This window comes from Kitasatospora sp. NA04385 (genome assembly GCF_013364235.1).
GTDB lineage: Bacteria > Actinomycetota > Actinomycetes > Streptomycetales > Streptomycetaceae > Kitasatospora.
The window spans coordinates 3,910,626-3,936,401 of the sequence record NZ_CP054919.1 but is presented as its reverse complement, the minus strand read 5'-3'; the positions used below and the strand labels follow the sequence as shown (position 1 = coordinate 3,936,401).

The 25,776-nt window shown below is 74.8% G+C and carries 31 protein-coding genes; all 31 read left to right on the top strand.

Going from position 1 to position 25,776, the window contains the following annotated elements:
* Positions 1–4: 4 nt before the first annotated feature.
* The 31 genes from HUT16_RS17565 (at position 5) to HUT16_RS17415 (ending at position 25,664) form a co-directional block, all read left to right on the top strand.
* On the top strand, positions 5–448 hold the full coding sequence (locus tag HUT16_RS17565) for a DUF6238 family protein (protein ID WP_254897846.1): 444 nt from the start codon (positions 5–7) through the stop codon (positions 446–448).
* 25 nt (positions 449–473) lie between these two features.
* Positions 474–2,018, top strand: a complete 1,545-nt coding sequence (locus tag HUT16_RS17560; RefSeq protein WP_176189110.1) for a type IV secretory system conjugative DNA transfer family protein — start codon at positions 474–476, stop codon at positions 2,016–2,018.
* Between the two features lie 114 nt (positions 2,019–2,132).
* Positions 2,133–2,915, top strand: coding sequence for a ParB N-terminal domain-containing protein (locus HUT16_RS17555; protein ID WP_176189109.1), 783 nt, complete (start codon positions 2,133–2,135; stop codon positions 2,913–2,915).
* Positions 2,912–3,424, top strand: a complete 513-nt coding sequence (locus HUT16_RS17550; protein ID WP_176189108.1) for a hypothetical protein — start codon at positions 2,912–2,914, stop codon at positions 3,422–3,424. The genes HUT16_RS17555 and HUT16_RS17550 overlap by 4 nt, the downstream gene beginning before the upstream one ends.
* Complete coding sequence (locus HUT16_RS17545) at positions 3,421–4,098, top strand: hypothetical protein (RefSeq protein ID WP_176189107.1); 678 nt, start codon at positions 3,421–3,423, stop codon at positions 4,096–4,098. The genes HUT16_RS17550 and HUT16_RS17545 overlap by 4 nt, the downstream gene beginning before the upstream one ends.
* 31 nt (positions 4,099–4,129) lie before the next feature.
* On the top strand, positions 4,130–4,513 hold the full coding sequence (locus HUT16_RS17540) for a hypothetical protein (RefSeq protein ID WP_176189106.1): 384 nt from the start codon (positions 4,130–4,132) through the stop codon (positions 4,511–4,513).
* Complete coding sequence (locus tag HUT16_RS17535) at positions 4,510–5,256, top strand: hypothetical protein (protein WP_176189105.1); 747 nt, start codon at positions 4,510–4,512, stop codon at positions 5,254–5,256. The genes HUT16_RS17540 and HUT16_RS17535 overlap by 4 nt, the downstream gene beginning before the upstream one ends.
* Positions 5,257–5,292: 36 nt before the next feature.
* Entirely contained in the window at positions 5,293–6,252 is a 960-nt protein-coding gene (locus HUT16_RS17530) for a hypothetical protein (protein WP_176189104.1), read from the top strand.
* A 44-nt stretch (positions 6,253–6,296) separates the two neighbouring features.
* Positions 6,297–7,397 (top strand): hypothetical protein, encoded by a 1,101-nt coding sequence (locus HUT16_RS17525; RefSeq protein WP_176189103.1) that lies wholly within the window; start codon positions 6,297–6,299, stop codon positions 7,395–7,397.
* An 18-nt stretch (positions 7,398–7,415) separates the two neighbouring features.
* Positions 7,416–7,913, top strand: a complete 498-nt coding sequence (locus tag HUT16_RS17520; protein ID WP_176189102.1) for a hypothetical protein — start codon at positions 7,416–7,418, stop codon at positions 7,911–7,913.
* Between the two features lie 22 nt (positions 7,914–7,935).
* The gene (locus tag HUT16_RS17515) at positions 7,936–8,421 is read left to right on the top strand and encodes a hypothetical protein (protein ID WP_176189101.1); all 486 of its coding nucleotides are present in this window, start codon (positions 7,936–7,938) and stop codon (positions 8,419–8,421) included.
* A 20-nt stretch (positions 8,422–8,441) separates the two neighbouring features.
* Complete coding sequence (locus HUT16_RS17510; RefSeq protein ID WP_176189100.1) at positions 8,442–9,476, top strand: hypothetical protein; 1,035 nt, start codon at positions 8,442–8,444, stop codon at positions 9,474–9,476.
* Positions 9,477–9,492: 16 nt separating this feature from the next.
* On the top strand, positions 9,493–10,101 hold the full coding sequence (locus HUT16_RS17505; protein ID WP_176189099.1) for a hypothetical protein: 609 nt from the start codon (positions 9,493–9,495) through the stop codon (positions 10,099–10,101).
* 72 nt (positions 10,102–10,173) lie between these two features.
* Complete coding sequence (locus tag HUT16_RS17500) at positions 10,174–10,587, top strand: hypothetical protein (RefSeq protein WP_176189098.1); 414 nt, start codon at positions 10,174–10,176, stop codon at positions 10,585–10,587.
* Positions 10,588–10,755: 168 nt separating this feature from the next.
* Entirely contained in the window at positions 10,756–12,522 is a 1,767-nt protein-coding gene (locus tag HUT16_RS17495) for a type IV secretory system conjugative DNA transfer family protein (RefSeq protein WP_176192720.1), read from the top strand.
* A gap of 86 nt (positions 12,523–12,608) precedes the next feature.
* Positions 12,609–13,439, top strand: coding sequence for a hypothetical protein (locus HUT16_RS17490; protein ID WP_176192721.1), 831 nt, complete (start codon positions 12,609–12,611; stop codon positions 13,437–13,439).
* A gap of 11 nt (positions 13,440–13,450) precedes the next feature.
* A complete protein-coding gene (locus tag HUT16_RS17485; protein ID WP_176189097.1) occupies positions 13,451–14,266 on the top strand; it encodes a hypothetical protein in 816 nt (271 codons plus the stop codon).
* Positions 14,267–14,506: 240 nt separating this feature from the next.
* Entirely contained in the window at positions 14,507–15,328 is an 822-nt protein-coding gene (locus HUT16_RS17480; protein ID WP_176189096.1) for a hypothetical protein, read from the top strand.
* Between the two features lie 140 nt (positions 15,329–15,468).
* Positions 15,469–16,353, top strand: coding sequence for a hypothetical protein (locus HUT16_RS17475; protein ID WP_176189095.1), 885 nt, complete (start codon positions 15,469–15,471; stop codon positions 16,351–16,353).
* Positions 16,354–16,361: 8 nt separating this feature from the next.
* Positions 16,362–17,501: a DnaB-like helicase N-terminal domain-containing protein gene (locus tag HUT16_RS17470; protein WP_176189094.1), complete on the top strand. Its 1,140-nt coding sequence runs from the start codon at positions 16,362–16,364 to the stop codon at positions 17,499–17,501.
* An 83-nt stretch (positions 17,502–17,584) separates the two neighbouring features.
* The gene (locus HUT16_RS17465; protein WP_176189093.1) at positions 17,585–18,112 is read left to right on the top strand and encodes a hypothetical protein; all 528 of its coding nucleotides are present in this window, start codon (positions 17,585–17,587) and stop codon (positions 18,110–18,112) included.
* 86 nt (positions 18,113–18,198) lie between these two features.
* Entirely contained in the window at positions 18,199–18,720 is a 522-nt protein-coding gene (locus HUT16_RS17460) for a hypothetical protein (protein WP_176189092.1), read from the top strand.
* Entirely contained in the window at positions 18,717–19,436 is a 720-nt protein-coding gene (locus tag HUT16_RS17455) for a hypothetical protein (RefSeq protein ID WP_176189091.1), read from the top strand. Before HUT16_RS17460 ends, HUT16_RS17455 begins: the two co-directional genes overlap by 4 nt.
* 21 nt (positions 19,437–19,457) lie before the next feature.
* Positions 19,458–20,018, top strand: a complete 561-nt coding sequence (locus tag HUT16_RS17450) for a hypothetical protein (protein WP_176189090.1) — start codon at positions 19,458–19,460, stop codon at positions 20,016–20,018.
* A gap of 74 nt (positions 20,019–20,092) precedes the next feature.
* Positions 20,093–20,641: a hypothetical protein gene (locus HUT16_RS17445; protein ID WP_176189089.1), complete on the top strand. Its 549-nt coding sequence runs from the start codon at positions 20,093–20,095 to the stop codon at positions 20,639–20,641.
* A 171-nt stretch (positions 20,642–20,812) separates the two neighbouring features.
* Complete coding sequence (locus tag HUT16_RS17440) at positions 20,813–21,373, top strand: hypothetical protein (RefSeq protein ID WP_176189088.1); 561 nt, start codon at positions 20,813–20,815, stop codon at positions 21,371–21,373.
* Positions 21,370–22,617, top strand: coding sequence for a DNA cytosine methyltransferase (locus tag HUT16_RS17435; RefSeq protein WP_254897845.1), 1,248 nt, complete (start codon positions 21,370–21,372; stop codon positions 22,615–22,617). Before HUT16_RS17440 ends, HUT16_RS17435 begins: the two co-directional genes overlap by 4 nt.
* A 109-nt stretch (positions 22,618–22,726) precedes the next feature.
* Positions 22,727–23,359, top strand: coding sequence for a DUF4913 domain-containing protein (locus tag HUT16_RS17430; RefSeq protein ID WP_176189087.1), 633 nt, complete (start codon positions 22,727–22,729; stop codon positions 23,357–23,359).
* A 94-nt stretch (positions 23,360–23,453) separates the two neighbouring features.
* On the top strand, positions 23,454–24,344 hold the full coding sequence (locus HUT16_RS17425) for a hypothetical protein (RefSeq protein WP_176189086.1): 891 nt from the start codon (positions 23,454–23,456) through the stop codon (positions 24,342–24,344).
* Between the two features lie 70 nt (positions 24,345–24,414).
* The gene (locus HUT16_RS17420) at positions 24,415–25,209 is read left to right on the top strand and encodes a hypothetical protein (RefSeq protein WP_176189085.1); all 795 of its coding nucleotides are present in this window, start codon (positions 24,415–24,417) and stop codon (positions 25,207–25,209) included.
* Positions 25,206–25,664 (top strand): hypothetical protein, encoded by a 459-nt coding sequence (locus tag HUT16_RS17415; RefSeq protein ID WP_176189084.1) that lies wholly within the window; start codon positions 25,206–25,208, stop codon positions 25,662–25,664. The genes HUT16_RS17420 and HUT16_RS17415 overlap by 4 nt, the downstream gene beginning before the upstream one ends.
* The last annotated feature ends 112 nt before the right edge of the window (positions 25,665–25,776 follow it).

Genomic DNA, 25,776 nt, shown 5'->3' with positions numbered 1-25,776 from the left:
CTCCTTGACCCACGACCTCCCCGACCGCTCGGACCTGCTGCGCTTCGCCTGCGCCGCGATCGACGTCCACCACCACACCCGCCTCGCCGACGGCGAGGCCGTCTCCCGCACCGAACTCGACGACCTCCACGCCCACACCGTCGCCCTGTTCGGCCTCCTGGACACCGCCACCACCCGCACCCGCCCCCACGCCCCCGCCGCCGCGGAGCACCTCCACAACGCGAGGATCCGCCTGTGGCAGGTCTGCGAGCACCTCCACGACGCCTACCACGACGCCCCCCGCGTCGACGGCCGCCGACCCACCCGCGAAGCCTGCGCCTCCCGACTGCCCTACGGAGCGCCCGACCTGACGATCTGCCAGCGCCGCGCCGTCACCGCCGCCCGGCTGCGCCAGATCACCACCCCCGCCGACCTGCACGCCCCCGCCCCCGGCCTCCTGCGCCGCTGAGCCCTACCTGCAGAGAGGAGACCGGTTGCGCAACCGCACCACCACCAGCGCCAGTCCCCTGTTCACCCCCGCCCGCGGCAACCGTGCCGAGCGCCGCCGCGCCCGCCGCGACCTCGCCGAGGCCCGCCGCCAGGCCCGCCTCGCCGACCAGCCGGTACGCCGCACCGCCGGAGAGGTCGACGAACTCGACGAACGCCCCCTCTACCCGGCCACCGGTAGGCCCGGCCCCGCCTCCGCCCGCGGCGGCAAGCTCAAGCTGCCCCCGCACCGCATGACCACCGCGGTGGCTGCCCATGCGTTCCCGTTCCTCGCCGAAGGCGGCCTCGGCGCGGGCGGCGTCTACCTCGGCCGCGATGTCCACTCCGAAGCGTCCTACCTCTTCGACCCCTTCGCGTTGTATGGCCGCGTCGAAGGCTTCACCAACCCGAACGTCGTGCTGGCCGGCGTGATCGGCATGGGCAAGTCGGCGCTCGCCAAGTCCATCGCGACCAGGTCGATCGCCCACGGCTACAAGGTCTACGTCCCCTGCGACCCGAAGGGCGAATGGACTCTCGTCGCAAAGGAGTTGGGCGGCCGGACGATCTCGCTCGGGCCCGGCATGAGCGGACGCCTCAACCCGCTCGACGCCCCGCCCCCGCCGCCGGGCTCCGACCCGGACGACTGGGCGGCCGAGGTCCGCAAGCGCCGACTGCTGCTGCTGGCCGCGCTGGCCCGCACCGTCCTGCACCGCGACCTGCTGCCGATGGAGCACACCGCGCTCGACGTCGCCCTCGACGAGGTCGTCGCCGACGCCCACCGCACCGGCCGCGTCCCCCTGCTGGGCCACATCGCCTCCATGCTCGGCAACGCTGCCCGCCTCGACGACGCACTCGGCGACCCGGCCCGCCGCCTGGGCACCGCCGCCGAGGACCTCGCCCACGCCCTGCGCCGCCTCGTCCAGGGCGACCTGGCCAACATGTTCGACGCCCCCTCCACGGTCGCCTTCGACCCGAGCGCGCCGATGCTGTCGATCGACCTGTCCGCCCTGGGCTCCGCGGGCGACGACACCGGCCTGATCCTCGCGATGACCTGCGCCTCCGCCTGGATGGAGGCCGCGCTCTCCGACCCGCGCGGTGGCCGCCGCTGGGTCATCTACGACGAGGCGTGGCGCCTGATGCGCCACCTGCCGCTGCTGGAGCGCATGCAGGCCCAGCTCAAGCTCGCCCGCGGCCTGGGCATCGCCAACCTCATCGTCATCCACCGCCTGTCCGACCTGCTGTCGGCCGGCGACGCCGGATCCCGCGGCCGAGTCCTCGCCGAGGGCCTGCTCTCCGACTGCGCCACCCGCATCATCTACCGGCAAGAGCCCGACCAACTCGCCGCCACCGCAAGCCTGCTGGGCCTAACAGGCGTGGAGACCGAGGCCATCGCCAACTGCGGCCGGGGCCGCGGACTCCACAAACTCGCCGGCCGCTCCTTCATCGTCCAGCACGTCCTGCACCCCGCCGAGCGCGCCCTGTTCGACACCGACGCCCGGATGGGCGAGAACCCCCGCGGGTTCACGAACCCCGAAGCCCTGCGGGCCGCGTGACCCGCTCCCGCCTCCCCACCGCCCGCCCTGCCCGGCGGTGACCCTCGACACCGACCCCACCCAAACCAGGAGAACCCCCCCATCGAAGCCCATCCCACCGCTGCCGTCTTCCCCATGCTCGACGACGACGATCTGCACGCGCTCGCCGAGGACATCAAGGAACTCGGCCAGATCCACCCGATCGTCCTCGACGAGCACGGCCGGATCCTCGACGGCCGAAACCGCCTCGCCGCGTGCGAGATCGCCGGAGTCGAGCCGCAGTTCACCACCTACGACGGCACCGACGCCGCCACCTACGCCCTGTCGGTCAACATCCGCCGCCGCAACCTGACCAAGGGCCAACTGGCCATGATCGCGGCGAAGGCCGGTTCACTTAGTGAACAGCAGGGCCGTTCACCGAGTGAACAGCCCGTCCGTTCACTGAGTGAACAGACCGGGGTCTCCCTCGGCCGTATCGGACAGGCGAGCACCGTCCTGCGCCACGCCCCCGACCTCGTCGAATTGGTGATCAGTGGTGCCATCGGCCTCACCGAGGCATACAAGACCGCCCGGGAAAACAAGGCGCAGGCGGACTCCGCCGAGTCCCAGCTCGCCCGGCTGCGGGCGGAGGACCCGGAGCTGGCCGACAAGGTCGTCGACGGGGAGCTGACGCTGCCCGGGGCGTGGGCGGAGCGCAAGGAACGCGCGGAGGAGGAAGTCCGCCGGCGCAAGGTCGCCACCACCTTCCTGTGCGAGACGGTCCCGCCGCTGGCCCAGGCCCGCGGCACCGGCACCGCCCTGCTCTACGACCCGCAGTTCATGCTCACCGGCCGGGCGATCACCGCCGAGGTCATCGACCAGGCCATCGAGGCCCTGGCCGAGATGGCCCAGGCGTGGCGTGAGCGTGAGGCCGCGTGAGCGTGACCGCCGACCTGCGGCTGTGGCAGATCGTCGAGGACGTCGCCGCCCACGTCACCGACGAGGCCGGACGCTTCCGCCGCAGCGACCTGGAAGCGGAACTGCGCGAGCGGCTGGCCGACGAGGACCTGGACGTCCACGTCCGTTCGGCCGCCGTCGGCAAGCTCGCCGGCTCCCTCGTGCGCGGCTTCGGCGAGCGCCGCAGCCCCAAGCCCCGCCGCCGCGCCTCGATGTTCCACCCACAGGGCATCTTGAAACTGGGCGGCGGCGTGTGGGTGTGGATGGAGCACGCCACCCCCACCGACCTCCTCGAATGGGGCCGCCTGTCCACCCGCAACCTGGCCAAGGTCGCCGTCGCCGAGGCCGACCGCCAGGACTACGTCGCCGAGCGCCTGGACGCCTTCCGCCTCCACAGCGGCCTCACCCACCTCGGCGAACTGGAACGCGCGGTCTACGGCTACACCGGCCCCGACCCCGCCGGCTCCGGCGGCGGGGGGCAGGAGCCGTGACGCACGTGAGCGTCGCCTACGACGCTGCCCTGGGCGTCCACACCGCCCTCGCGCCCGACGCGGTCTGCGCCGCGCAACTGGTCGAGGCCGGCTTCCTCCAGCACAGCGCCGACATTCTGTACCGCCTGCCCGAGGAGCCGGTGGTCTCCGCCGAGCGGATGATCCGCGACGCCGCCCGGTTCCTGGCCGCGCACGGGTGCGGCCTGCTGCGCCTGTACTCCGAGGACGAGCAGCGCCAGCAGGTCGAGCAGGCCGGTCCGGCGGGCGAGGCCCGCCCGGTGCGGACCACCGGCCCCGGGACGGTCTTCCACCACCACGTGAGTGCGGACATCGAAGCCGGCCATCTTGTCATCAACGCCCGCTACTCGGGCGCGCACGGCGAGGTCGAGCTGCTCGGCACCTATCCGGCCACCGGGAAGGCCGCGACCTTCTACACCGAGTCCGGCAGCACCTGGTGGGGCGTCATCCACTACCCCGACCTCTCCGCCGCCGAAGAGGGCTTCGGGAGGCCGCAGTCCCTGCCCGCGGCGACCTCCCCGCCCGCCGCCGCCGACGCTCGCGCCTCGGCCGCCCACACCACCACGCGCAACGCCGACCGTCTCCACCCCGACCGGCCCAGCACCCCCGCGCCCACGGCGCCCGCTCCCGCTAAGGCTCCCCGCCTGGCGTTCTGACCCGCCCGCTTCCCCGCCCCCGGAGGTACCCATGCCCGCCCTGTCCGCACCCCTCACCCGCTTCGACGCCCGGGTCGAGGCGGCCACCAGCCTCAGCATCGCCGCCCTGCACGCCCAGGACGGCCTCGACGACGCGGACGCCCGCCTGCGCGACGCCCACCGGCGCCTGGCCCAAGCCGAGACCCAGACCGCGTTCGAGCTCGTCCGGCTGCGACTGGCCACCGACCGCCAGCGCCGGGTCGACGACCAGCTGCTGGACGACATCGCCACCCAGCTGGAAGTCCTGGAGGACATCGCCACCGCGCGGGACGAGGCCGAGCAGGACCTGCTGGACCTCCTGGCCCGGGCCGAGCAGCAGCACAGCGCCGCCGCCGTGGCCGCCACCGCGGCCCGGATCGCCGCGCAGGGCCGATGACCCCCGCGCACCGGCCGGCGGTGGCCTTCGGCTGGAATTGCGACGTCGGCGAGTTCGCCATCGCCTCTGACGAGGACGACCCGCTGGTGCGGCTGGCCCTCGACCACTGCGGCTTCGACCGCCGGATCGAACCGCTGGGAGCCTGGACGATTGCACCGGGTGCTGCCGACGAACACGAGCAGATCGAGGCCGCCTCCACAGCCGTCGACCTGCTGATCGTGGCCGGCCACCGCGTGGCCAACTGGCACGAGCCCGGCCAGAGTTCGGCGGATGTCGCCCGCCACTACCGATGGCTGCGCAGCCAGGACCCGTTTCCCGACGCCGCCGCAGTCGCCCGCACCGCCAGCGCCCAAGCCCAGGCCCGGCTGGCGGCCGACATGGTGCCCCGGCACGCCAGAGCCCTCACCGAAGAGGTCGCCGACGGGCGGCTGCGGGTGGAGGCCCGGCGCATCCTCGGGGGAGTCGAGTGGATGCTGGCCACCCCCGCCGCAGAGCCCGACCACTACCTCGGCCTGCTCCATTCCCGGCGCTACGGCTACCTCGGCATCACCGACGACTACGCCCACTGGCACGCCGGCCAGGCCCGCCGGGACTTCCGCGTCCACACCCTGCGCGAGACCGCAGTGCCAAGGCCCGCCCGCACCCGCGCGCCGGCCCCCGCCGCCCCGGTGCCCCTGCCCGCCCGCCTGGCGCAGCGCCCCGTTCACCCCGCCGTCGCGGTACCCGACGCCCGCCGCCGCTGACGCCGCTTCCCGTCCCTCTTCGATCAGCGAGACCCCATGCCTGCAGACATCTCCTTCGCCCCCGGCCCGGACGGCGCGATCACCGCCCGCACCGTGGCCCGCCTGCCCGACAGCGCCCGCCGACTCCTCGAACAGCAGGACGCGGTGCGGACCGGCGACGGCTCCTACCTCTTCACCGGCTCCGACGCCGTCGCTCGCGCCGCCCGCGCCGCCTTCTTCCTGAACGTCGGCGGACTGCGGGTGGACACCTTCAGCGGTCCGCTGGAGCCGGAGCGCGTCCTCGTCCCGGACGGCGCCGACGTCGTCTTCGCCCGCCACCCCGTCGAGGGGATCGTCGCGGCGACCGCCACCGACGCCGCCGAGACCCTGGTGCCCCAGGTCCTGGCGAAGTTCGGGTTCACCCACGACAGCGGCCGGGACATCTACCTGCAGCCGTCCGGCCTGGGCGAGCACCAGACGTTGGTGGCCGCCGCCCGCGTGAGCCTGGTCCTGCAGAACCTGGGCGTCCAGGTCGCCACCCGCGGGCTCGCCGCCCCGCCGGCCTCCGCCGACCGGCTCGCCGAGGCGGTCGAGGACCTCGCCGTCGAACGGGTCAACATCCGAAGCCTGACCGACAGCCGCGACATCGCCGACCTGCTGGACGCCGCCAGCGACCAGGACACCGGCGCCCTGTCGCAACTGTCCGGCCTGCTCGACGACATCGGCCACTGGGCCTCCGGCCTGCCCGTCGGCCAGGACCAGCAGATCGGCGGCCGGATCGACGAGGCCCGCATCGCCACCGAGGCCCTGCACATCAGCATCGCCGACCTGCAGCGCCACCTCTCCGGCCTCGACGCAGTCCTGGACACCTCCGCGGTCCGCTCGGCCCGCTCCAGCGCCGCCACCGCATCCACCGCCGCGGCCGCCCACGCCCTGATCGGCGGACCGATCCTGCAGAGCCCCGCCCCGGCGTCCGCCGCCGTCCTGCCGCAGGCCGCCCCCGTCGCCTCTCTCTAGGAGCTTCCATCCCCGACCCCACCATCCAGTTCGTCCGGCACCCGGTGCACGGCGTCGCGGTCACCGGCATCGACCAGGCGACCTACCAGCACCGCCGCCTGCTGGCCGACTACGGCTTCACCCCGCTGGCGGGCGCCGACGACCTCCTCGTCCTGACCGCCCGCACCGACAGCGTCTTCCTGCACGCCCGGCAGGCCGTCGCCGCCCTGCGCTCCACCGGCGCCGCCGTCAGCGCGGACGCCGTCTTCGACTACGCCGAGCACCCGGGCTACCCCAGCCCGGCCGCCGCCGCTGCCGGACCCAACCCCAGGATCGTCACCCCCGGCACCGGGCCTGCGGCCGACGTCGTCCTCGGCACGCACCCCGAGCACGGCATCACCGCCGCCGACCGCTCCGGCCGTGATGACGCCGCCCAGCTCCTCGCCCAGCAGGGCTTCTACCGCACCCCCGGCAACCCGGAGCTGTTCGCGCTGAACCTCCCGGACAACGACGGCACCCGGCGCGCCACCGACGCCGTCACCGCCCTGCGAGCCGCCGGACTCCACGTCAGCACCGACCTGGCCTACGAGTCCCGCGCCGCCGAGGCCGCACCGGCGCCGCCCACGCACACCGGGCCCGCCGACCCGTTCCTGACCCGGCCCGCTCCCGCCGTGCCACCGAAGGACACCGCCCTGTCCGAGCGGTCCGCACCGCCCGCCGGCACCGCCGCGGCCGACCCGTTCCACACCCGGCTGCACCCCGCCCCGGCCGCCGAAGGCGCCCCCGACGCCCGGATCGCGGCCATGGTGACCAACCGGCAGAAGACGCTCACCGTGATCGGCGAGATCCTCGCCGCCCTGTCCCAGCAGCTGCGCGACGACCCGGACTCGCTCGACCCCGTCGCGGTCGCCGCCACCCTGGCCGACGCCCAGAGCACGCTCGGCGGCGTCCGGCAGGACCTGGAGGCGATCACCGCCGCCGCCCCGGCCCGCCCCCGCGCCGCCGCCCACACCGGTCGAGCGGCCGTCACCCCCGCGCTGAGCGCCCGCGCCCGAGCCGCCCGCGCCACCAGCGTGCGCCTGGGCCGCGTCACCGCGTCCCAGCCCGCCGAGGCCGTGCGCCGCGCCGAGGACCCGCGCGTCGCCTACAGCATCCACACCCGCTGACCTGGAGATTCTCCCACCTTGCCCGTCAAGAAGATCTGGACCGTCGAGCACGCCTGCTCGCACAGCACCGACCACGACCTCTCCACCCGCCCGGCCGACCGGCGCGCCGGCTACGCCCGCTGGCTCGCCGGGCGCGACTGCACCGACTGCTGGCGCGCCCAGCGAGAGGACGACGACGCCGGCCGCACCGCCTGGCTGGAGACCCGGCGCGCCGAGGAGCAGCAGGCCGCCACCTGGTGGGCCAACCAGTTCCGCATGCCGCCGCTGTCCGGCCCCGAACGCGCCCTGGCCTGGGGCGAGCGCTCGCGCCACCAGCTGATGACCGCCGCCTACCGCGTGCTGGTCGCCGAGGGAAGCCTCACCGAGAGCGCCTGGGAAGAAGTCGAGGCCCAGGCGCGCGCCGTCGACCGGGCCGGCTGGTGGATCGACCAGCGCGACGCCGAACCGGGCGACCTGCCGGAGCTGCTGGCGGCCGCCACCGACGCCGACCGCTCCACCGAAAACCCCCACCACTGACCAGCCAGGAGACCCGCACCCCTTGCCACCCCTGACCACAGCTCTCGCCCACGACCAGTCCGACACCGCCGAGACCGGCCGGATCGCGGCTCAGGCGATTCGCCGCCTCGGCGACGCCCTGCACGACAATCCCACCCCCGCCGCCGGCGCCCTCGCCCTCACCGCCATCGAGACCGCGCTGTTCGAGATCGAGGAGGCGCTGCGCCTGGCCGCGGAGAGCGCCGCAGTCAGCGGCGGGACTCCCGCCGACTTCGTGCTGTCGGAGCAGCTGAGCGCCGCGGCCCTGAATGCCGTCCGCCTGCGCACGCAGGTGGAGGCCGCGGCGATGCGACTGCTCGGGCACGCCAACGCCTCCCCGACGCCCGCGCCGGCCACCCGCATCGAGCGCCGCCGCGCCGCCGCACTCGCCTCCGCCTCCGCCTCCGCGACAGCGACGCCGTCCCCGGCCACGGCCACCGGCATCGAACTGGCCGCCAACACGGGCTCCGTCGCCCGGAGCATGCGCTGAACACGCCCGAGATCAGCATCGTGCCGGGCTCCTTCGGCCCGGTGGAGGTACGCGGCGCCGACGAGAGGGCCCTGCGCCTGATCGCGAACCTCGGCTTCCGCCCCCCGCGGAGGGCCGCCGCCCCGGTGCACCTGCAGACGCAGGAGGGACCGCTCATCTGGCGCGCCCTGGCCACCCGGGCCGCTGAGCGGCTGGCCGCCGCCGGCTACCGGGTCGACCTCGATGCGGAGTTGCGGGTCTCCGACCTCGACGAGCGGACGATGGAGGCCCTCGACTCCATGTCCCGCAGCATCGACCAACTGCTGGGCCTGCTGGAGGAGATGGACAGCGTCCACGACCTCTCCGACGCCGCCGCCCAGCTGGTCAGCGGCCCGCACGGCCCCATCTACGCGATGGCCGATGTGCTCCAGCGGGCAGGCGACCACGTCCGCCGCACCGCGGGCGAGGGCCCCGACGGCGGCCTGGCCGACTTCTTCCACACCGGCAGCCGGAGCATGGCCGACCTCGCCGCCTCCGCCGACGCCGTCAGCTACCTTCCCCGCCCCGCGGCCACCGCGGACCGCCGCCAGGCCGCCACCGTCCGCTCCACTTCCATCGGGACCGGAGCGTCCCCACCGCCCGTCCGCGCCGAAGCCGCCCCCGCTGCGGAGCGCGCGAACGGGAGCAGCTCCCTCCAGGCGGCGAGCACGGAACCCGACCCCGCCACTGCGGTGCGCCGGCTTACCGCCCGGCTCGACGAGACGGCCGACCCCGCCGAGGCGGCCCGCCTCGTCGAGCAGGCGGAGCAGCACCTCGAAGCGCTGTCGGACTTCTTCGGCGCCGCGGCGCGCTGGAGCGGTGCCCGGGAGGGGACCGCCCACCTACAGCTCGACCTCGGCCGCACCAGCCAGGACGTGTACGACGCGGGCGCCGACCTCGCGGACGTGGTCGTCGGCCTGCGCGACGCCGCCCCCCGCCCCGCCGGCATCCGTTCCACAGCCGCCCCGACGGCCGCCACCGCGTCGGCCGCAGCCCCGGCTGCACCGGCGCAGGCCCGGCCGGGGCTGCGGCGATGAAGAAACGTTCCTTCCCTTGATTCCGAGCATCACCCGCTACGCCAGTACCCGGGACCTGCTGGTATCCGCCCAGCAGCAGGCCTGCCACCGCCCCGGCCACCCGCGGGTGCGGGTCGTCGCCGCCTGGCGCCCCGTCGTCGAGCTGCCCCGGCCGGAAACCGCCGAACTCGACGCGCTCGCCGCCGACCTGGACGCCGACCTCATCCGCCTGCGGCCCGAGCGCGAGCGCCGTCCGGGGCGCGAGCGGGACGTGTGGCACTGCACGCTGCGCGACCACCCCGACTCGCCCCTGCTCACCGACGCCCGCTGGGCCGAGGCCATCCGCCGGGTGCTGGCCGCCACCGGCATCGCCCCCGGCGGCGACGCGCCGTCCTGCCGCTGGATCGCGCTGCGGGTGGACAGCCACGAGGTGCGGATCATCGCGCCCCTCGCCCGCCCGGACGGCCGCCCCCCGCAACTGGAGCGCGACCTGTCCCGCGCCATGGCCGTCTGCCAGCTGCTCGACGTCGAATCCCGCCGCCTCGCCGCTGCGGCGCTGCTCGGCCCCGGTACCCGCCCGGTCCGCAGCACCCCCGCCCCGGCCCGAGAGCCGACTCCCGCACCGCCCGCACGCCGATCCCGCTGAACGAAAGGCACCCTCCTGCCCCAACCCCACGCCCGCCCACCCGCCAACCGTGCCCACGACGCCACCGCCCGGATGTCCCACGCCATCGCCGAGCTGGGCGAATACGTCGAGGCGATGAACCCCGACGAGGCCGCCGAACTTCTCCACGGGCTGTTCCTGCCGCCCGGCCCCGTCCAGGCGCTCGCCGCGCTCCTCACCCGCCTCGGCGCCTACGCCGCCGACGCCTGGAGCGACCCGGCCGTCCACGAGCCGCTCTATCGCGAAGGTGCCGAACTCGCCCTCGGCGCCTACCGGGTGGCCGCCGTCGCCGACCGGCTCGGACACCTCGACGCCGCCGAAACCCGGCGGCGGTACTCGGCCGCCCGCGCCTTCTCGCCCGCCGCCCAGGCGGCCGGACCGGGCGCCCGCATCCACCAGGCCGCCACCGCCGAGGCCGCCCGCACCGCCGCCCCGCACCCGCGGATCGCCGAGCCGCCCGCACGCTGACCGCGCCCCACCCGACGGGGCGACGGCACCCCTTCCCGCCGACTGCGCTGCTTCGAGCCGCAGTTGAGCTTCCCCACGCCGACCGCGCTGTCTTCGCGCGCGCTGCGGCTTCCCCGCGCCGACCGCGTGCTGCTTCCCGCGGTCCGGCTTCCCCTGCAAGGACCCCCACTGCCCCCCTCCTCCCCTTCCTCACCGTCCCCGTCCCCGGGCACCGACGCCCTCCTCTACACCCTGATCGGCGCCGGATCGGCGCTGATCGCCTACGGCTCCCTCGCCTGGGTCTGCGGCAACACCACCAACACCCTTGCCGGGAGCGGCAGCTGGGCGCCGTTCCAGCCGATCGCCGCTGCCCTGCACCCGCAGCAGACCTGGCCCGCCCTGGGCGCCGTCGCGCTCCTGCTCGGCGCCCGGATCGCCCCCGGCCTCCTCGCCGTCGCCGCCGCGGCCCTCGGCCTGCGGGTGTGGCTGCGCCGCCGCTCCAAGTCCGCCGGTCTCGCCACCAGCCGCGACCTCGCGGTGCTGCTGCCCAAGGAGATCACCGCGAAGGCCAAGAGCCTGCGCCCCAGCCTGGCCGCGGCGAAGCCCGGCAGCATCCGCCCCCAGGACACCGGCATCCTGCTCGGCACCCTGGGCGAGAGCGGCCCGGAGGTCCGCGCGTCCTGGGAGGACGTCGCCGTGGCCATCATGGCGCCGCGAAGCGGCAAGACGACCAGCCTGGCGGTGCCGTCGATCCTGTCCGCCCCCGGCCCGGTCCTGCTGACCTCCAACAAGGCGGCGGGCGACGCGTTCACCGCGACCGTCGATGCCCGCTCTGCCGTCGGCCGCGTGTGGACGATGGACCCGCAGCAGATCGCCCACACCGAGCAGGCCATGTGGTGGGATCCGCTGCACGACGCCCGCGACCTGCCCGGCGCCCGCCGTCTGGCCGGGCACTTCGTCACCGCGAGCGTCGACGCCTCCAACGCCACCGACTTCTGGTCCACCGCCGCCGCCAACACCCTCACGGCGCTGTTCCTCGCGGCGGGCGCCGACGGCAGGCCGATCACCGACGTCCTCGGGTGGCTCGCCCAGCCCTCCGACCGCACCCCGATCGACCTCCTCAAGGCGAACGGGCTCACCGCCATCGCCGCCCAGCTGCAGGGCACCGTCTCCGGCGCCGTCGAAACGCGCGACGGCATCTACGAGACGGCCCGTCAGTACGCGGCCTGCCTGCTGGACCCCGGCATCGCCGTCTGGGTCACCCCGTCCGACACCCTGCCGGAGTTCAAGCCGTCGGCCTTCGCCTCCAGTCGCGACACCCTGTTCCTGCTGTCCAAGGACGGCGGCGGCTCGGCGTCGGCGCTGATCGCCGCGGCGGCCGACTCCGTGATGCGCTCCGCCGTCGTCCAGGCCGAGCGCGACGGCGGCCGGCTCGACCCGCCGTTGCTGGCCATCCTCGACGAGGCCGCCAACGTGTGCAAGATCCAGGATCTCCCGGATCTGTATTCGCACTTGGGTTCGCGCGGGGTCATCCCGATCACGATCCTGCAGTCCTACCGGCAGGGCCAGAAGTGCTGGGGCGAGGCGGGCATGGACGCCATGTGGTCCGCCGCCACGATCAAGGTCCTGGGCAGCGGCATCGACGACGCCGACTTCGCCGACAAGCTCAGCCGCCTGGTGGGCGAGCACGACGTCGAGAGCGTCTCCCACTCCACCTCGGAGTCGGGCCGCTCCACCTCCACCTCGATGCGGCAGGAGCGGATCCTGCCGCCCGACCAGATCCGCGCCCTGCCCAAGGGCAAGGCCCTGCTGCTGGCCACCGGTATCAAGCCCGCCCTGCTCCAACTGCGGCCTTGGTACAAGGAGCCCGGCGCCGCGGGGATCGGCAAGGCGTCCGCCGCGCAGACCGCAGCGATCACCGCACGGGCCCTCGCCAAGGCAGGGGCCGCCGCGTGAACCCCACCCCCGCCCCCTCCGGCACGGCCCCCGCGGTGCCGACCGTGCGCACGCTTTCTCTAGGTGCCGGCGTGCAGTCGACCACCCTGCTGCTGCTCTCCGCCCTCGGAGAACTGCCCAAGTTGGATGCCGCGATCTTCGCCGACACCGGCTGGGAGCCGAAGCGCGTCTACGAGCACCTCGACCGCATCGAGCGCGAGATCGCCGCCCCGGCCGGCATACCCATCCTGCGGGTCGCCTCCGGCAACATCAGGTCGGACGCCCTCGACCCCGGCCACCGCTTCGCCAGCATGCCGCTCTACGTCCTCAACCAGGACGGCAGCCCCGGTATGACACGTCGTCAGTGTACGGGCGAATATAAGATCAAACCAATAAAGCAGCAGGTCAGGGCGCTCCTCGGATACCCCTACCCGGCCCGCATCCCGTCGGCGGTCTTCGCTGAGCAGTGGATCGGCATCTCGACGGACGAGTTCCACCGGGCCAAGGACGCCGACGTCCGCTACACCCGCAACCGCTTCCCGCTGATCGAGCTGGGCCTCTCGCGCGGCGACTGCCTGGCCCTGCTCGCCGAACACGGGCTGGAGAGCACCCCGAAGTCCAGCTGCCTGGGCTGCCCGTTCCACGGCAACGCCCAATGGAGGGCGATCCGCGACGGAGACCCCGAGGAGTGGGCCGACGTCGTCGAGTTCGACGCCGCGATCCGCACGGGCAACGCGCGGGCGACCGCCGACGGCCGACCGCTGCTTGGCCAGGCGTACCTGCACCGCTCCCGCGTCCCGCTCTCCGAGGCGCCCATCGACCACCGCACCCGCCGCGAACGCCTCGGCACGCAGGAGCGCATCGCCTTCGACCGCGAAGAGTTCGGGCCCGAGGACGGCTGCTCCCCGTACTCCTGCCGCTCCGGGGAGCCGGTATGAGCTTCTCCGGGATGATCGACAACCTGTGCAGGGAATGGACCGCCTCCGACCAGCACGGCGCCGCGATCCTGCGCCACCTCTGGTGGGACCCCGAGCAGTACGAGCCGGTCGCCAGCTGCCAAAATCGCGACGGCAGCGAGCACTTCATCGTGGTCTCGGACGTTCTGGCCTACGGCATGCCGTGGGTGGAACAGCGGGCGACAGGAATCCACCTCCGGCTCGACCCGGCCGAACGGATCTGTCACGCCCGTGAGCAGGCCGCCATGACCTATGCGTGGGCGAGCCACTGGCTCGTGCAGCGCGGAGCCGACCCGGCTGCCCTCGCTCAGTACCGGCCCGTCCCGGCCGACCCGTACGGGTGGGGCGACTTCAAGGCCACGGGCCTGATATCGGCCGGCGACTACCGCTACGCCCGGCCCGCCGATGCCCGTACCCGGGTGATCGAGGAGCGCATCCGCCGCTCCGGCGACCGCTACCGGCTCCTCGGCCAGCAGATGGCCTACTCGGGGAATGCCGTCGACGACGATCTGCGCGAAGCCCACTACGTCCTGCTGCTGGACAACCACCCCCACGCCGCAGAGCGCCGCTACGTCGTGCAGCTGGAGACGGTCCACCGCCTACGGGCCGTCTACACCCTCGACGAGGGCGGGTTCCAGACCGAGAAGGAAGCGAAGCAGTGGGTCGACCGGATCGATGCGCGCGACGTCGCCCCGTTGCCAGCCACCGACCCGGCCACCGGACTCCCCGCCGCTCCACGGATCGCCGCGCCCACTGCGGCGCCCGCCGCCTTCCAACCGCCCAGCACTCCAAGGCGGTTCACGCGGTGAACACAGCCGATTGGTCTCGCCAGACACTTCCTGGGCGCTGGCGCGGCCGAGGCCGCCCCGCTGCCGCCCGCAGCCCGTGGCTCCTCGGCATGGCTCCGACTCCGGCCCGCCCCGTCCTTTGTCTCCTCACCCCTACCTGGAGGTATCCCCCTTGGATCCCTGGCGCACCCCCATCGTCCCCGAAGACGGCCGCTCCTCGCACTCCTGTAGGTCCGGGGGGGCCGTGTGAACTTCGTCGAGATGATCGACAATCTGTACCAGCAGTGGAAGTCTGCCGACGAGGCCAGCGGCCGTTTCCTGCGCGACCTGTGGTTCGACAGCGAGCACTACGTGGTGGCCGCGGCTGACCAGAACTCCGACGGCGAGCACTTCATCATCGCCGGGAACGAGCTGGCCATGGGCGAGCCGTGGGCGGATGAGCGCGCGGTGGCCATCCACGTCCGGCGCGACCTGGACAAGCGGACCTGCCATGTCCGCAGAGCCCACACCCTCACCTACGGGTGGGCCGGCCACTGGCTCGTGCGGCGTGGCGCCGACCCCGACGCCCTCGCCCGCTACCGTCCCCTGCCCGCCAACCCCTACAGCCGGAGACCCGGCGGTGACGACTGCCAGGCTGAGGGCCTGATCTCGGCCAGCCACTACTGGTACGCGCGGCCCGGCGACGCTCGCACCCGGACGATCGAGGACCGCATCCGCCGCTCCGGCGACCGCTACGAGATCCTCACCAGGCAGATGGCCTACTCCGAGCACGCTACGGACGGAGAGCGTGAGGCCCACTGGGTGCTGCTGCTGGACAACCACCCCCGTGCCGCAGAGCGCCGCTACGTCGTGCAGCTGGAGACGGTCCACCGCCTACGGGCCGTCTACACCCTGGGCGAGGGCGCTTTCCGGACCGAGAAGGAAGCCCAGGAGTGGACCTACCGCATCGACGCGCGCGGCAGCGCCCCGCTGCCGGCCACCGACCCGGCCACCGGACTCCCCGCCGCTCCTCGGAGTACCGGGCCCGCTGCGGCGCCCGCTGCCTTCCAACCGCCCAGCACCCCGCGGCGGTTCACGCGGTGAACGCACCCGCCCAGCTCACGCCCCGGGCTCGGGCACCGGAACCCAGCGGCCCTCCCGCTGCCCGCGGCCCTGCGGAACAGCTGCCGCCTCCGGCCCGCCCGCACCTCTCTGTCTCCCCATCCCACCCGGAGGTACCCCACTTGGATCCCTGGCGCACCCCGGTCGACCGGGCCAAGGCGCTGCGCCTGATCAGCCCGCTGCCCGACGGCACCGTAGCCGGTGTCCAGCAGGTGGCCCGGCGCGGCGACATGACCGTCACCGCCATCCTGACCCAGACCATCCGCCAAGACACGTGGTCCGGCATCCAGGTCAGCATCCTCTCCCCGAGCGCCGGCGCGGTCGCCTCAAACTGGTTCGGCTTCGCGGAGCACGGCACCTTTGACGAGAGCCGTTACCCCCGCGACGTGCGCGACGGCGAACTGGACCGGCTCAACCAGCAGGCGTACCGCCTGCGACCGGATCGGCTGCGCGACGCCGTGGAGGACTACACCGCGGCCTTCGCGCTGCCGTGCGCCCCGCAGTTCGCGGCCGCCGCCCGCCTGGGGGCGCTGTCGGCGATGGCCCGCCGACTGGACCACGTCCGCTCCACCCACTCCGCGGTCCTGGCCGGCCGGGCCTTCGAGCACGCGGAAGTCCTGAGGGAGGTGGCGCAGGAGATCCATGCCTCCCTGCTCCCGCTGACGGGCGAGTGGAAAGCCGCCGACAGTGCGCCGTTCAGCCTGCCCGCCGGACTGAGCGCCCTGCGCAGGCTCCGCGACGTGCTCACCTGCGTGGCGGACCGCGCCGACGAGGCCGGGCGCGGCGAGGGGACGGCGTTCAGACTGCACGCCAAGGACCTGGACGACATCGACACGGAGATCACCGCAGACCTGGCAGGCCCCCGTGCCGCCGACGGTACCCGTGCCGCCGCGGCGACGAGCTCCTCCCCGGCGTCCTCTTCGACGCCCGCCCCCGACCGCCCCGCCGCCTCCCCGGCCCCGACCCAGGTCCGGGGGAGCGGGCACCGGCCGGCGGGGCGGCGGTGACCCCGCAGATGGAGGCCGAGCAAGCCGTCCTCGGCGCACTGCTCCTCGCACCACATCAACTAGGCACTGTTGCGCGCTGGTTGAGGCCGGAGCACTTCTACCGGCCCGCGCACGCGGCGCTGTTCGACGCGCTACTCGCCCAGCAGCGGGCGCGCCACCCGGCGCTCGTCGGGGAGGACGCCGAGGCGCGGCGGGCGTGGGCGCTGGAGGCGATGGGAGCGGCCGCGGCGGCCTGCCCGGCCTTCGCCCCTTCCTACGGACACACCCTGATCTCGGCCTGCCCCGCCTCCGAGCACGCCGCTGTCTACGGCCGGATGGTGCTGGAGAGCGCGGTGCGGCGGGAGGTCCACGAGCACGCCCACCGGTTGCTGGCCGCCGCCCGCACCGCCGACGCCGAGCCCGAGGCGGTGCTGCGGCTGACTGCGGACCTGCGCGCCGTGATCGACCGCCTCGCCGACACCTGGGGCGCTCTCGATGCCCGCCCGCTGCCCGCCCCGGGCACGTGGCCGACGGAGCTGTCCGAGACCGCGGCGAGGCAGACCCTGCACCAGGAGGAGGCGCTGCTCGCCTCACTGAGCGCCGCACCCGGCGAACTCGCGGACCTGGTGGGCTGGCTGCACCCTGGAGACCTCCTCGACGCCGGGCACCGCGAGGTCTACCGGGCCTTGGCCGCCCTCGGCCACCGCAGCGAGCCGATTGACCCGCTGACCGTGCTGTGGGAGGTCCAGCACCGCGGCGCCCTCACCGACGGCGCCCTCACCGCCGACCGCGTGCGCACCCTCACCCGCGCCGGCTACCAGGGAGAGCCGGGCTACTGGGCCGAGCAGGTCCTGCGCGCCTCCCTGCTGCGCACGACCGCCTCCCGCGCCGGAGCGGTGCGCCTGCTGGCGATGGATGCCTCCGTCCCCGCCGCCCGCCTGCTCGGCTCGGCTCTGCACACCCTCCGCGGCGCCGAAGCCGTCCAGGACCGCTGGTGCACCGTGACCGGCCACGACGGCCCGCCCGCCCGGGGCGACCCCGCCATGGTGCGCCGCGGCGCCGCCCGCGCCCGCACCCTCACCCCGCAGCCCGCAGCGGGCCCCGCAGCCGGGCCTTCACCGGCCCAGCGGGCGGCCCCTGCCCGAGCACCCGTCAGGAGCACGTACTGACCCAGCAGCACATCGACCCGCCGCAGCGGCCGCCCACCCCGGCCGCCACCCGGCTGCGGGCCCACGCCGACACCGTCGACCAGTTGGCTGCCGCCCTGCCTCGCGCGTACCGCGAGCAGGGGCCGCCTTCGGTGGAGGAACTCCTGGTCCACGCTGAGCGGATCAGCGAGCGCCACCAGGTGGTGATGCGCACCGCTGTCGCCCTGGCCCGGGCGCCGCTGGCCACCGGCGTCCAGCGCGCCACAGCCCGGGCGCTCGCCGACGCCGGAGCCCATATCGCCCAAGCCCTGGCCGCCGTCAGCCGGGCCGGTGCCATGGCCGCCCGACTCCACGAGGTCGACGGCCTCGAAGGTCCGATCGCCGATAACGTCCGCGGACGGGCGGGCCTGGGATTGAACATGGCGCTGTCGCGCACCCGGCTCGCCCTCGCGGACGCCAGCGACGGCCTGCGCCTGCAGGCCCGCACCAGCCACTCCGAGGCCCTCCCGGCCCGCCGCCGCGCCGCCGTCGCCCGCAGCACCGCCACCGCCCGAGCGGCATCCGCCCTCCCTGCCGCGGCCCCTCTCACGGCTTCCGTCCTCCCCGCTCCCGCCGCCGCACCGCGCCGCTAGCCACCCCTGTCCCTCCGGAGACCCCCATCCCCACTACCACCCCCACACCCGCCGACCTGCCCAGGGAGATCGCCGACCTGCGCGGTGTGTTCCACCACCTGGCCCTCACGCTCAACTCCCACCCGTCCATCCCCGCCCACCCCACTGTCCCCACCTCCGAGTCCCTGACCCAGGCCGCCGAGAGGGCCATGACCGTGATGCGGCACTGCACGATCCGCCTCGACGAACTCGGCAGCCTCGCCACCGACCCGGTCGGGCGGATCGCCGCCCGGGGCTTTCGAGCAGGACGCCAGTACGCCACATACGCCAACCGCCACCTGGCCGAAGCGATCGAGGGCGCCACTGCCCTCGAAAGCGCCGCGGACGCCGACCCCAGCGACCCGCAGGCCAAGGACGGCGAGGAAAAGCTCGCGTGCCAGGTCCTGAACTCCGCGGCCATCGCCTACAACTCGCTGATCGCCGGCATGCGGGCGGTTGCCACGGCCGCGGAGGACTTCCCGCGCCTCGGGGTGCCGCAGCCCGCCGCCGTTGCCCGGCGCCCCCGATCGGCCTCCACGGTAGCCGCCGCGCAGGGCCTGGCGGTCGACCACGGCGGGCGGCGCCGGTGAGCGACATCGCGATCGAGGACATCCAGCGTCTGGCCGACCTCGCCGACCGGCTGGCCGACATCCGGCGCGACGTGCGGCGCACCGCCCGCCGCCCACCGGCCAAGAGGCCCGCTCTGCTGGCGCAGCACATCGCCGACCTGGGCACCTACATCGCCATAGCGGCAGGGCTGCGGGCCGAATTGTCGCAGAGCCCCGGACCGCGGGTCCTCAACGTGGGCGAGGACTGGGGCCCCAAGTTCGCCGCCACCCGAGCAGCCGATGCCCTGCAGCGGATGACCGATCTGCTGGACAACTCCTGCGCTCTCGCCAACCAGACCCGCACCCGGGGCAACATCCGCAGCCACTTCTACTCGCCCGGCCTGGCCGAGCGCGTCGCACAGCGATTCACCGACATCGACGCGCTGCTCTCCCACACCATCACCGAGATCCGCCGCACCCGCAGCGGCCTCGCCCAGGCCCGCAGACGCGAACTCGAACGCGAGCAGGAGGCGCTGGCTGACCCGAACGGCACGGCCGCACGCTACCTGGCCGAGCAGGCCCGCTACCTGGCCCAGCCCCTGGTCATGGTGCCGAACGGGTACATGGCCGAGGCCGCGGAGAGCGCCGCCCAGGCCGCCCGCCGCCGCGGCGCCACCCGGATCGTCTCCTCGCCGCCGCCCACCGGCACGCCCGACACCCCCAGTAGCACCGCGGCCGCGAAGGCCGCGCACCGCTGACCCGGATCGGAGAACAACGCCTTGCCCGACAGCGACCCGCAGGCGCTGCTGCGCAGTACCGCCTACCGGCTGGAGTCCGTGCGCAGCACGCTGATCCCGGTGCTGGCCTTGGGCCGGGCGGCCGAGGCCGCCTGGCCCATGACCCACCTGACGTCGGTGCTCGCCGACTTCACCGACGAGTACCTCTTCAGGGTCTCGGACCCCGCCGCAGACCGCGGCTTCCTGGCAGCGCTGACCGGCGCGGCCGAGCACGCCGCCCGTGCCCTGGCCGACATCGCGGGCACCGCCACCGCCCTGCTCGACCCGCGATCCGACCGGCCCCCGCAGGTCGGCGAGGCCCTCGCCCGCGCGGACGAAGCGGTGGCCGAGGCCGCCCGCCTCCTGAGCGAGGCGGCCGACCGGATCGCGTCCGCCCCGCTGCCCGCCCCGCTGCCCGCCGTCACCGAGTTGGCCCGTCGCCGCGCCACCCGCGGCGCCGCCACGACCCGGTCCGCGATCGTCAGCACCCCGCCCCCCACCTCCGCCCCCGATGCCCCGGCCGCCCCTGGTGCCACCGTCACCCCCCTGCACCGGGGCCGCTGAGGCCCCACCATCTGGAGCCCGCCCTGCCCCGCCTCACCGACCGCCAGCAGCAACTGCTCGCCCTCACCGAACACGTGGACGCCGCCGTCGCCGCCTGGCCCTCCCGTCCCGGAGAGCCCTTCCGCCTGCCGTCCTGCGAGTTCGCCGTCGAGCAGCTGGCCACCCTGCAGGCCCTACACGCGCGGGCCGTCGCCGTCGCCGCCCACCCGCGAGACCCGTTCGCCGCCCCGGACGTGGCGGAGACGGCCCGCCGCGAGGCCACGGCCGCCGCCCGCACTGCCAGCCTCGTCGCCCTCGCCTCGTACAACCTGAGCGAGATCCTCGAACTTGCCATCGACGCGGACGGCCGGGAGCGCCCGCCCACCCCGCTGGTCCTGGGATTCGCCGAGCATGCGCACCGGTCCGTGGGCGACGCCCTGGGCGATGCCGCCCGGCGCCTGCACCTGCACACCGACCACCTCGCCGGACGGCCGGACGGCCCCCGCAACCAGTACGGGGCCGTGCGCCGCGCCGCCGCCCAGCTGCGCTCCGCCGTCCGCCCGGCACCCGAGGACGCGCCGGCCCCCGCAGCCGACACCGCGGCGCCCGCCCCCGAGACGTCCAAACCTTTCCCGCGCCGCTGACCGTCCGCGGCGTTGCCCGCCCCGCCCGGCTGCCCACCCGCCGGAGCGCGAGGCCACCTCCTCCCACCCGCTGTCGCCGACCACCCGCGACCGGGATCCCCCGCTTCCCCGGAGCCCCACCTGTACCTCCCCCTCCACGTCCAGGCCGACATCCTGGCCGCCACCGCCCATATGCTGCGCGACCACGGCAAAAGGATCGCGCAGCTCGCCCAGCTCCCCGCCATCCCCCCGTCCAGCACCGTCAGCGACCACCTGCACGGCTTCGTCCGGCTCCACGACCACCTCCTCGGCGAGAGCGAACCGTCGATGTCGGGCGCCGACCGCGACTCTGTCGACGCCGTCGCCCACCAGCGGGCCGGCGTCGCCTACGCCTGGGCCGCGGTGCTGACGGCCCGCGCGCACCTGGTCGCCGCACCCGCCCTGGTGGCCGCCGTCCAGGTCGAAGGACGCGGCCGGGCCGCCACCGCCGAGGAACTGGCCCTCTTCCGCACCGCGCTGAGCGACGCCCGCACCGTCATCGAGGAGGCCGCCAGCGCCACCGTGCGCGTCGCGCGCAACCTGTCGGGCCCCGAGCCGGACGTGCTGCGCACCCTCAACTCCCGTCCCGCCGGGGCGAAGGCCGCCAGCGCCGCCCGCGCCAGGGCCAAGCCCGCGCGGATCGTCTCGGCGACCGCGCCGCACAGCGCTGCCCCGGCGGTGCAGGCCGCCTCGTCGTCGGGGCGGACCCGGTGAGCGCCGACTTGCCGGGGCCGCGGATCGGCTCGCTGTGCTCCGGCTACGGCGGCCTGGACCTAGGCGTCCAGGCCGTCCTGGGCGGCAGCATCGCCTGGCACGCCGACCCCGCCCCGGCCGCCGCCGCGATCCTCGAACATCACTGGCCGGGCGTCCTGAACCTGGGCGACATCGAGACGGTCGACTTCCGCACCGTCGAGCCGGTGTGCGTGCTCGTCGCCGGCTTCCCGTGCACCGACGTCTCCGTGGCCGGCACCCGGCGCGGCCTGGCCGAGGGCACCCGTTCCGGGCTGTGGCACACCATCGCCCGCGCCATATCAACTCTCCGACCCTGCCTGGTGGTTCTTGAAAACGTCCGCGGCCTCCTGTCCACCGCCGCCCATTCCCCGGCAGCCGATGGCGACGTGGAATTCTGCCCGTGGTGTCTGGGAGAAACAGGAGCTGAGCATCCTCTGCGGGCACTCGGTGCCGTACTCGGAGACCTGGCCCTGCGCGGGTACGATGCGCGCTGGCAGGTGCTACCCGCAAGCGCCGTCGGAGCCCCCCACCGCCGCGAGCGCGTCTTCCTCACCGCCTGGCCTGCCGACGCCGAGTGCCCGGGACTTCAAGGGCCCGGACACGCGCCGGGAGAGCCTGGGGCATGTGGTGCTGCTGCTCACCCCCACCTCCAACTTGGGCACGATCGGGGGCAGTCAGCATCCGGACCTGCGCAGGGCGGGCGGGCACGGCCCGAACCTCTCGGACCTGGTGGAGCACCTGCTGCCGACCCCGCGCGCGTCCGGCAGGGCCAAGGGCGGGCCGAACCGGCGCGGGAGCCGGGGCGACCTGACGATGTCGAGCGCCGCGGCGAGGATGCTGCCGACACCGAGGGCCGGCGACGCCGGGACGCCGGGTCGCCGCGGCGGCGGGGGCTTCCGGCCGCCGCTGTCGCAGGTGGCGCTGCCGATGTGGGCCTCGAAGCCGGGGGAGTCGGCCGCTGGGGGGAGTACACCGCCGCCATCGCCCGATGGGAGTACGTGACCCGCCCCGCACCGGCCCCGGTGGATTCGCGAGGGCGCCTCACCCCGGAGTTCGTGGAATGGGTCATGGGCCTCGAAGAAGGGTGGGTGACGCAGATCACAGGGCTTTCCAGATCTGCGAAACTGACCGCCCTCGGCAACGGAGTCGTTCCCCAACAGGCGGCCATGGCAATGGAATTGCTGACACCGGGAATTCCTCTGTGCGGGAATCACCGAATTCCTTGACAGGGGGATTCGGGCTTCCATAAGCCATCGGATATCTCCCGCGCAAGGACATGGGCGGCGGGCAGGGTCGTGGTCATCACCCCGACCCGCCGAGATTCCGGAGCAGCTCTTGTCCACCTCACCTCCCGACGACCCGCCGGAGCGCGGCCAGGTCACCGCCGAGACGCTCGCCGAGTGGCGCGCGACCCTGGCTGCGCTCCAGGCGGAGCGGGACTCGCTGGCGATTGTGGCCGACCGCCTCGCCCAGGACTACGACGAGGGCGACGACGACCTCCTGGACCTGGAGTTGGACCTCGGCCCCGGCTTCGACGGCGCCGACGGAGCCGAGGGCGAGTCCGTGTCGTTGACCATCCTGGCCTTCGATGACGCGTCCCTCGCCGAGGAGGTCCGCACGATGACCCCTTGGGTGGACCACATCCTGCTGTCCGCCTACGGGGCGGAGATCGCCTCCGGCCGGCCGTGGTGCACCCGGTGGCCCGAGCACGACGAGGCTCTCGCCCGCATCCACCACTGCTGGCTGGCCTGGCAGGAGCTGACCGACTCCCGCTCCGGGGCGACCGGCCCGAGCGTGTGGCAGCGCGACCACCTGGAGCCGCTGCTTCTCAAGCTCCGCTCCCCGGACGGCCCGTTCGGCGCGTGCACGACCAACCCGGACCATCCGCACCACCGGCTGCTGCCGACCCCGCCGCACACCGACCTCTCCTCGCTGCCCGTCGCCGGGCAGCCCCGCGCCAGCGTCTGACCCTCCCGGGCGGTGACCTCCCCGCCCACCGCCGACGCGCGCACCCCCCCGCCGCCCTCCCCAGTGCCCCAGCTCCGCGAAGGATTCCACCACCATGTCTACGCCCACCCCCGTGCCCTCCTCGGTCGTGCCCGACCTCTCCCTGGCCCCCCGCGTGCAGAAGGCCATCGCCGCACTGGGCGCGTCGAACACCATCTCGGTCCTGCGGACCCTGGACCGCAACGGCGGCAAGCTGCTGAACGGGTCGTTCTCCAGCGCGATGCCGTGGATGGGCTCCGCCCTGGGTGCCCGGCTGGTGACGATGGAGGAGGACGGCCTCGTGGCGCGCTCCGGCTCCGGCCGGGACGGCGCGGTCGCCCTGACCGAGGCCGGGCGCGAGGCCCTGCAGATCCAGGTGCCCGTCGCCCGCTGGGCCTCCGCCCACCAGAGCCGCCCGACCACCGGCACCGGCCCCGGCGCCTACACCGCACAGGCGCTGGCCTCCCTCGACCGCCGCTACACGGTCGCCACGCTGTGGGCGATTGCCTCCGAGGGCGAGCCGGTGTACCCGTCGGAGATCCAGGACCTGGTTCTGCCCGCCGAGGGCCCGCACCCCGCTGTCCTCTACCAGCGCCTGGCCAAGCTGTGGGAAACGGGCCTGGTCGTGCGCACGGGCGAGCGCCGCGCCTACCTGTACGACCTCTCCGAGGCCGGCCGGGAGCTGCTGGAGCCGCTTGAGGTCCTCGCCCGGTGGGCCGAGCGCCACGTTCCCGCCCCGGAAGCCGACAAGGCCCCCGCCCCCGAGTCGCGGCAGGCCGCCCGGCCCGTCCTCCCGTCGCCCGTGAGTGCGCCCGCCCCCGCCGCCGTGCCCTCGCCCGCCGCCCTGACCGCCGCCCGCGCGGGCGCCGCCACCGTCCGCTCGACCGCCGCGCTCAGCTTCAGCCACGAGCCCGCCCCGCAGGCGGCCCTGCTGGTGGCCAACCACGTTGCCGCGCACCGGCGCTGACGGGAGGACGCACACCATGGAAGCCACCCCCACCGCCCCCGCCAGGGGATCGAACCCGATACTGCACCGCATGGGGCAGCCCGACTCCTACCTGCCCGAACGGCTCGCCGACGCCCTCGTCGACATCCGCCCCGCCTACCTCGCCCCGCCCACCCTCCGATCCACCGCCGCGGCGGCGCGCACCCTGAGTGCCGCACGGTGGCGGGCGGGCGAAGGACGCCTGGGCCGCGAGTTCCACCACCCGCGGAGCCGGAGCGTCGTGCTCGTCACCGCATTCAGCAGCGAGCGCCCGCAGGACGCCCTGATCGCCAGCGGTCCTGGCTGGCACGCGACGTTCAGCGCCCTGGCGCCCGACGAGGTCCTCGCGTACGCCGCTGCCGGGCTCGTCGACCACGCCGAGAACGGACCGGACGGCGCCGACCCGGAGGGCGCGCTGGCCGGCCTGGCCGAGGCCGGATGGAGCGGCGCGCACCGCCGAGCAGGCATGGTCGAGGCCATCGCCCCCGACGCCTTGGCCGAACTGCGCTGGGGCCCCGACGAGGACACCGGCCAGCCGTCCCTGCAGATCATCGCCGGAAGTGCCCACCGCAACCCCTGGTACGCCGAACTGCGCGGATCGGCCTGCCCCGCCCAGCTCACCGAGGCCGTTCTGACCGCTCTGGCCAGCCCGGCCCCGGCCCGCCGCCGACTGCGCGAGGTCCCCGTCGATCTGCTCCAGGACCTCGACATCACCCCCACCCACCCCCGCGCCGCCGCGGCCACCGCTCCGTCTCCTTCGGCCGCCGCCCGCGCGGCAGCCCTCGGGGCGCCGATCCTCAGCTCGCCCGCACCGCTCAGCTCCGACTCCGCCCGGAGGGCCCGTTGACGTCCCCGACCCTTTCCCTGCCCGGCAGCGCCGCGAGCGACCTGGCGGCCGACCTGGCGGAGGAGAGCGAGCAGGTCCAGGCCCTCGCCCACGCCCTCGGCCTGCCGCCGACCGCCCCCGACGGCACCCGCCTGCTCAGCCGCCACCTGCTGGCCACGCTCGTCCACCTGGCCACCGCCACCGCGACGGCCGCCGCCCTCGTCGACCTCACCGACGCCCCAGCCCTGGCGCACCTGCGCCCCCTGTCCAGCATCACCTCCGCCCTGTCCGGCCTGCTGGCCGCGAACGCGGCGATGGTCGACACCCTGCACCACCTCGCAGCCGAACCCGCCGCCGCCGAGGCCGCCGGCCTGCTGCGCACCAGCCGCGGGCAGGCCGCCGCCCTGCTCACCAGCGCCTCGGCCCACCTCGGCACCGCCGCCGCCCAACTGCGCCCGCCGCTCGTCTCGCCGTGAACGCGCACCCACCCCACCCGCCTCTCCCGGAGCCCGCGACCATCACCTCCCCGCGCCCGCCCGCTCTGCACACCGTTCTCGCCGCCCCGCACGTCACCCCCCTGCTTGCCGG

Coding starts and splice junctions, on each gene's coding strand:
- HUT16_RS17480 (WP_176189096.1), top strand. CDS start 14,507: ATGATCGACAATCTGTACCAGCAGTGGAAGTCTGCCGACGAGGCCAGC.
- HUT16_RS17425 (WP_176189086.1), top strand. CDS start 23,454: ATGTCTACGCCCACCCCCGTGCCCTCCTCGGTCGTGCCCGACCTCTCC.
- HUT16_RS17530 (WP_176189104.1), top strand. CDS start 5,293: ATGCCTGCAGACATCTCCTTCGCCCCCGGCCCGGACGGCGCGATCACC.
- HUT16_RS17535 (WP_176189105.1), top strand. CDS start 4,510: ATGACCCCCGCGCACCGGCCGGCGGTGGCCTTCGGCTGGAATTGCGAC.
- HUT16_RS17540 (WP_176189106.1), top strand. CDS start 4,130: ATGCCCGCCCTGTCCGCACCCCTCACCCGCTTCGACGCCCGGGTCGAG.
- HUT16_RS17555 (WP_176189109.1), top strand. CDS start 2,133: ATGCTCGACGACGACGATCTGCACGCGCTCGCCGAGGACATCAAGGAA.
- HUT16_RS17440 (WP_176189088.1), top strand. CDS start 20,813: ATGCTGCGCGACCACGGCAAAAGGATCGCGCAGCTCGCCCAGCTCCCC.
- HUT16_RS17485 (WP_176189097.1), top strand. CDS start 13,451: ATGATCGACAACCTGTGCAGGGAATGGACCGCCTCCGACCAGCACGGC.
- HUT16_RS17500 (WP_176189098.1), top strand. CDS start 10,174: ATGTCCCACGCCATCGCCGAGCTGGGCGAATACGTCGAGGCGATGAAC.
- HUT16_RS17420 (WP_176189085.1), top strand. CDS start 24,415: ATGGGGCAGCCCGACTCCTACCTGCCCGAACGGCTCGCCGACGCCCTC.
- HUT16_RS17470 (WP_176189094.1), top strand. CDS start 16,362: ATGGAGGCCGAGCAAGCCGTCCTCGGCGCACTGCTCCTCGCACCACAT.